Below are 5,908 nucleotides of genomic sequence, written 5' to 3' on the forward strand. Positions count from 1 at the left end.
GCGCCGCCCGCCGCGCCGCGCCGCGCGCCCCGGCGCGCGCCCCCCCCCCGCCCCCCCCACGCTGGTCGTGCACGAGGGCCGCGTCGTGGCCGCGGACGGCGAAGTGGTCTGAGTTCCGTCGGTGGTCGCCGGTAGCGTGCGCGCCATGGACGTGGACCTGTGGGACGCCCTCCGGACGACGCCGTTGGCCGAGGTGCGGCGGCGCGCCGCGATCGTCGGCGAGCTGGCCGAGGTGGCGCCGATGGCGGTGGACGACGCGGAGCGGCAGGCGTGGAACGACGGCGGCGGGCAGTCGGCCGTCTGGTACTTCACCCCGGACGGTCGCGCGCTGCTGCTGACCTTCGACCACGAGTCGGAGTTGAACCTGTACGCCGAGGGCGACTACGCGCTCCAGGAGTCGTTCTACGACGGGGTGCCCGAAGACCTCGTGCGGCTGGTGCGCGACCGGCCGGAGAACTACGAGTCGCTCAACCTGGTGGACGAGGCGACCGGGCGGACCATCCACTACGCCGGCGGCGTGTTCTGGTTCGACGGCACGCGCTGGGAGCCCGCCGAGGGCTTCACGGCGTACTGCGAGCGCGAGGGCGTGGACGCGATGGGCGAGTCCGGCTTCGGCTACTGCCTCGACCCCTACCTGCTCGGCCGGGAGTTCACCCCCGAGTCGGTGGTCGCGAACCGGGTCGAGCACGGCTGGTACGAGGACGCGGCCGACCGCGAGGCCGCCCTGGCCGAGGTCCGGCGGCTGTTCGCCCGGCACGCCTGACCTGCCCGTCCGCGAGACCCCGGTCGAGGTCGGGACCCTTCGCCGGCCCCGCGCGACCCGCGAGGCCCGCTCCGGTCGTCCGGGGGATCCCCGCCGAGCCCGGCCTAGCGGGCGCACGAGGCGAACAGGTCGGCCCACTGCGCGGCCGTCAGGTCGCGCGGCAGGGTGCCGTCGGTGACGCCGTGCCGGCGGGCCCACGCCGCCGTCCGCGCCCACGGGTGGGCGGCGCGCACGATCGCCGGCACGCCGCGCCCCCGGCCGGTGAAGACCCCGTGCACGAACGCCTGGTACCGGCGCCGGTCGCGGGCGTCCACCAGCGGGGTCGGGCGGCGGGTCGCGGTCAGCAGGCCGCCGTCCACGGCCGGCCGGGGCCGGAACGCCGCCGCCGGCACCCGGCGGACCAGCTCGAACGAGTACCAGGGCCACCACTGGGCCGTCATCATCGTCGCGCCGCCGACCCCGGCGCGGCGGCGGGCGACCTCCCACTGGACCAGCAGCACGGCGTCCGTCCAGTGACCGGCGTGCAGGACGCGCCGCAGCACCGCCGTGGTCAGGTGGAACGGCAGGTTGCCCACCAGCACGTACGGCCCGGTCGGGAGCCGGTGGCGCAGGAAGTCCGCGTGCACGACCGACGTGCCCGGCCCGACCCGCCGGCGCAGCTCGCGCACGCGGTCGGGGTCGATCTCGACCGCGGTCAGCGGGCGGCCGAGCGCCGCCAGCGGCAGGGTCAGCGCGCCCGAGCCGGGTCCGATCTCCAGGATCGGCCCGCGGGTGGGGGCGACGAGGTCGACCACGGTCGCGATGACCGCGCGGTCGACGAGGAAGTTCTGGCCGTTCTCGTGCCGGCCGTCGTGGTGCGTGCGCACTGCTGGGGCTCCGCGGCTGCTGGGAGGCGAACCGGGCAGCGCGAAGACGACCGCCCGGCGAGGACTCGCTGGAGCGGCGGAGCGACCACGTGGGATGACCCGCCGCTAGACGCGGCGCAACCGGGTCACTGCGATAGCGCACATGCCGGCGACGCTAGCGCATCGCCGGCCGTGCCCCACAACGAATATCCGGGACCTACAGGGTCACCAGGGCCTTCCCGGTGTTCTCCCCGCGCAGCATGCCGATGAACGCCTCCGGCGCGCGCTCCAACCCCTCCGTCACGGTCTCCTGGTAGCGCAGCTTCCCCTCGGCGATCCACCCGCCGACCTCGCGCACGAAGTCCGCGCGCAGGTGCTCGTGGTCCCCGACGATGAACCCGCGCAGCGACAGCCGCTTGCCCACGGCGAGGCCGAGGTTGCGCACACCGGTCGGCGACGTGGTGTTGTAGTTCGAGATCGAGCCGCACAACGCCGCCCGGCCGTGCATCGTGAACGCGTCGATCGCGGCCTCCAGGTGCTCGCCGCCGACGTTGTCGAAGTACACGTCGATGCCGTCCGGCGCGGCCTGCGCGAGCAGCTCGGCGACGGGGCCGTCCTTGTAGTTGAACGCCGCGTCGAAGCCCAGCTCCTCCACCAGGTACTTCACCTTGTCCGCGCTGCCGGCGCTGCCGATCACCCGCTTCGCGCCGCGCAGCCTGGCCACCTGGCCCGCGACCTGCCCGACCGCGCCCGCCGCGCCGGAGACGAACACCACGTCGCCCTCCCGGAACGCGGCGACCTCCAGCAGGCCCGCGTAGGCGGTCATGCCCGGCATGCCGAGCACGCCCAGGTACGCGCCCGGCGGCGCCACCTCGGGGTCCACCTTCACCGCGGTGGACGCGTCCACCGCCGCGTAGTCGCGCCAGCCGAGCCCGTGCAGCACGGTGTCGCCGACCGCGAACCCGTCCGCCTCGGAGGCCACGACCTCGCCCACCGCGCCGCCGTCGAGGGCCTTGCCCAGCTCGAACGGCGGCGTGTACGACCTGCCCTCGTTCATCCGGCCCCGCATGTACGGGTCCACGCTCATCACGACGTTGCGGACCAGCAGTTGTCCGGCTCCGATCGCGGGCACGGGCACCTCGACCAGGTCGAAGTTCCCCGGCGTGGGGAAGCCCTCGGGACGGGAGGCCAGGCGGATCTCGCGCGCGTTGTCAGGCAGCGTCATACCGCGTGCAACACCGCCGCGGCGGAGCGCTGTTCCGCCGTTCAGGTGTGAGCTGAGTCCCGCAGTGCGGTCACGCTCCGGTAGCCGAACCCGAGCCGCCGGTAGACCGCCACGGCGGCCGGGTTGGCCGCGTCGACCATCAACGCGCACGTGCCGTGCTCGGCCAGCAGCGCGGCGGCCACGAACGAGCACACGGCGGTCGAGAACGACCGGCCCCGGTGGTCGGGGTGGGTGGCCACGCCCGCGAGGAACCCGACCCCCGGCGCGGACCACGCGTCGGCGGCCACCGACACCGGCACGCCGTCCGCGAAGACCCCCGCCCACCGTGACGGCCCCGGCTCGCGCGGCCACACGTACGAGTTCGGACTGGCCTTGCGCAGCAGGGCGGCCACGTCGTCCCACTCGTCCTCCGCCAGCCACCGCGGGCCGGCGTGGGCCGTCAGGGACCCGGTGCGCTCCATCCACCCGAACGTGGCGTGCGCGGGCCAGTCCAGCTCCTCGGCCACGACGGCGGTGACCAGCGGTCGGAGGCCCGGCCGCGCGTGCGCCCGCAGCAGCGCCGCCACGTCCGCCGCCGGCCCGGCGAGCACCAGCCGGTCGAAGCGGTTCAACGCCGGCGCCCGCACGCCCACCGCGTCCCCGTGCGCCCACGCCGCGCCGCCGCGACCGGGCAGCAACGCCTGCGCCGCCCACCTCACCAGGGAGTCGGGGCAGGCGGCGGCGACGTCGGCGGGGGAGGACAGGGCGCGCACGACCGGCATCATCACCCACTCCGGAACGGTCGCCGCGAGGGCTCCCGACGTCGCGGCGGTGTGTGGTCGTTTTGTGAGTTTCGCTCCCTAACGTCGGCCGCGAGGCTGACGAGGGGAGCTGAACTTGCGCACAACGCGCCGTGTCGGCGCGGTGACGACGGTGCTCGCGGTGATCTTGTCGGTGCTGCTGCCGACGACCGCGAACGCCGCACCACCCGCCGTGTCGTACGTCAACATCGTCGCCCACCAGGACGACGACATCCTGTTCATGAACCCGGACCTCGCGAACTCGATCACCGCGAACCGGCCGAACACCACGATCTTCCTCACCGCCGGCGAGAACACGTACGAAGTGGGGCCCGGGCAGCGGGGGAACCCGTCGCTCGCGCACTGCCGGGGCGCCGGCCCGATCGACCGCGAGGACTACGCGCGGTGCCGCCAACTCGGGGCGCGGGCCGCGTACGCGCAGATGGCCGGCGTCGCCGACCAGTGGAGCGAGGAGATCCGGACGGTCGACCTGGGCGACCTGACGGTCGACGTCGAGGTGCACACGCTGGTCAACCGCCCCACCCTGAGGCTGCTGTTCCTGAACCTGCCGGAGCACGCGAACACCAGCCCCGACGTCATGGTGCCCCACGAGGGCGCGCAGTACGACCCCGACCTGGCCGGCGCGAGCCTGTACCACCTCTGGTTCGACGAGCGCGGGGCGCGCACGATCGTGCCCAGCGGCACCGCGCTCTGGCCGGACGACATCCGCAGTTGGTACCCGGACCGCGCCGTCACCGTGGAGGTGCTGTGGCACCTGCTGGAGTGGCTGCGACCGACCGTGATCCGCACGCAGGACCCGGAAGCGGACCTCCGGTACGAGGACCCCGCCAAGCTGCACGACCACAGCGACCACGTGATCGGCGCCCGGTTCGCGGCCGAGGCGGCGCGGATCTACGCCGGGCCGAGCGGGCGCGCCGTGGTGCGGCTGGCGCCCTACCGCAACTACAACATCGCGAACATGCAGGTGAACCTCGGCGCGGGCAAGCGCGCGGACAAGGCCGCGACGTTCGCCGGGTACGACCAGTGGGACCGCAACACGTCGGCCGACCCGCCGTACACCAGCTGGAACTCGCGGATGTTCCACCGCTACACCACCGGCACCACGTGGGCCGGCGTGAACCAGGACGGCCGGCCGCAGGTGTTCGCCGTGCAGAACGGCAAGCTCGTCACCTGGTGGCGCGACGACGTGGAGCAGACCTGGAAGGGGCCGCAGGTCCACCAACCGCCGGGTCCGCTCGCGCCGGGGATCTCGGTGGCGGCGAACGCGGGCGGGCGGCTCCAGCTCTTCGCGCGACGCCTCGACACGCACGAGATCGTCACGATGTGGCAGAACGTGATCAACGGCGACCTCGTCGGGTGGGACACGCTCGGCAACCCGAACGCGGGCACCGACTTCGCCGCCCAGGTGGGCACGCCGGTGGCGGCGCGGACGTCGGACGGTCGCATCCGGGTGTTCGTCAAGAACGGCGGCGGCGGCCTCAGCGTGAAGGCGCAGACGAACCCGGAGGACGGGTTCGAGCCCCAGTGGCAGGACGCGGGCGGCGCGGGGCTCCAGGACGGGCTCGCGGTCGGGCTGGACCGCTCGGGCGGCACCGACGTGTTCGGGTACGCGGTCGGGACGGACCAGGTCGGACGGATCCTGCACTGGTTCGCGACGCCGCCGGACGCGAACAACACCATCCCGCCGTTCACGCTGAAGCCGGCGCCGTTGACGGGCTTCGAACCGGCCGGGCCGCCGTCCGTGGGCCACGACCGCGACGGCCGCCAGGAGGTGTTCTACCCGCTGGCGACCAACAACGGCGGTGACCGGGCCGGGCAGGTCGGCCACACCTGGCAGAACCCCGACGGGAGTTGGACCGGGACGCTGGAGTCGATCTCCGGTCAGGGCGTGCTCGGCCCGCCCGCCGTGTCCGACGCGCCCGGCACGGGCACGACCGACGCCCGGATCATGGTGTTCACCACCAACAACGGCGGCGGGGTCAGCACGACGAAGCAGTACGGGGCCGGCATGGGGTTCAACCCCCAGTGGTCGGACCTGGGCGGGTTCGTCGTCGGCCAGCCCTCCGCCGTGCCGGACGGGTCCGGCCGGGTCCACGTGTTCACGTTGACCGACAGCGGCGGCGTGGCGTTCCGCGTGCAGACGGCCGCGAGCGGGGCCGCCTCGTTCGGGCCGTGGCAGACGCTGGCGTCGCCGTAGTCGAGGACGGCGACAGGGGTGGGGGGGGGGGGGGGGCCCCCCCCCCCCCCGCGGGGGGGGGGGGGGGGGGTTATAAGA

The 5,908-nt window shown here is 74.3% G+C and carries 5 protein-coding genes; 2 read left to right on the forward strand and 3 right to left on the reverse strand.

Annotated elements, in window-relative coordinates:
• Window positions 1–145: 145 nt before the first annotated feature.
• Window positions 146–763, forward strand: a complete 618-nt coding sequence (locus ACFXGA_RS11640) for a hypothetical protein (protein ID WP_378086791.1) — start codon at window positions 146–148, stop codon at window positions 761–763.
• A 104-nt stretch (window positions 764–867) separates the two neighbouring features.
• Here ACFXGA_RS11640 and erm read toward each other — a convergent pair whose 3' ends face one another.
• The 3 genes from erm to ACFXGA_RS11655 all read right to left on the reverse strand — a co-directional run bounded on the left by erm (window position 868) and on the right by ACFXGA_RS11655 (window position 3,585).
• The gene (gene erm, locus ACFXGA_RS11645) at window positions 868–1,629 is read right to left on the reverse strand and encodes a 23S ribosomal RNA methyltransferase Erm (RefSeq protein WP_378086793.1); all 762 of its coding nucleotides are present in this window, start codon (window positions 1,627–1,629) and stop codon (window positions 868–870) included.
• Between the two features lie 196 nt (window positions 1,630–1,825).
• On the reverse strand, window positions 1,826–2,833 hold the full coding sequence (locus tag ACFXGA_RS11650) for an NADP-dependent oxidoreductase (RefSeq protein WP_378086796.1): 1,008 nt from the start codon (window positions 2,831–2,833) through the stop codon (window positions 1,826–1,828).
• 41 nt (window positions 2,834–2,874) lie between these two features.
• Window positions 2,875–3,585, reverse strand: a complete 711-nt coding sequence (locus ACFXGA_RS11655; RefSeq protein WP_378086798.1) for a GNAT family N-acetyltransferase — start codon at window positions 3,583–3,585, stop codon at window positions 2,875–2,877.
• Between the two features lie 124 nt (window positions 3,586–3,709).
• Here ACFXGA_RS11655 and ACFXGA_RS11660 point away from each other — a divergent pair, with 124 nt between their 5' ends.
• A complete protein-coding gene (locus tag ACFXGA_RS11660) occupies window positions 3,710–5,830 on the forward strand; it encodes a PIG-L family deacetylase (RefSeq protein ID WP_378086800.1) in 2,121 nt (706 codons plus the stop codon).
• Window positions 5,831–5,908 lie beyond the last annotated feature (78 nt).

The sequence above is a fragment of the Actinosynnema sp. NPDC059335 genome, assembly GCF_042752395.1.
GTDB lineage: Bacteria > Actinomycetota > Actinomycetes > Mycobacteriales > Pseudonocardiaceae > Actinosynnema.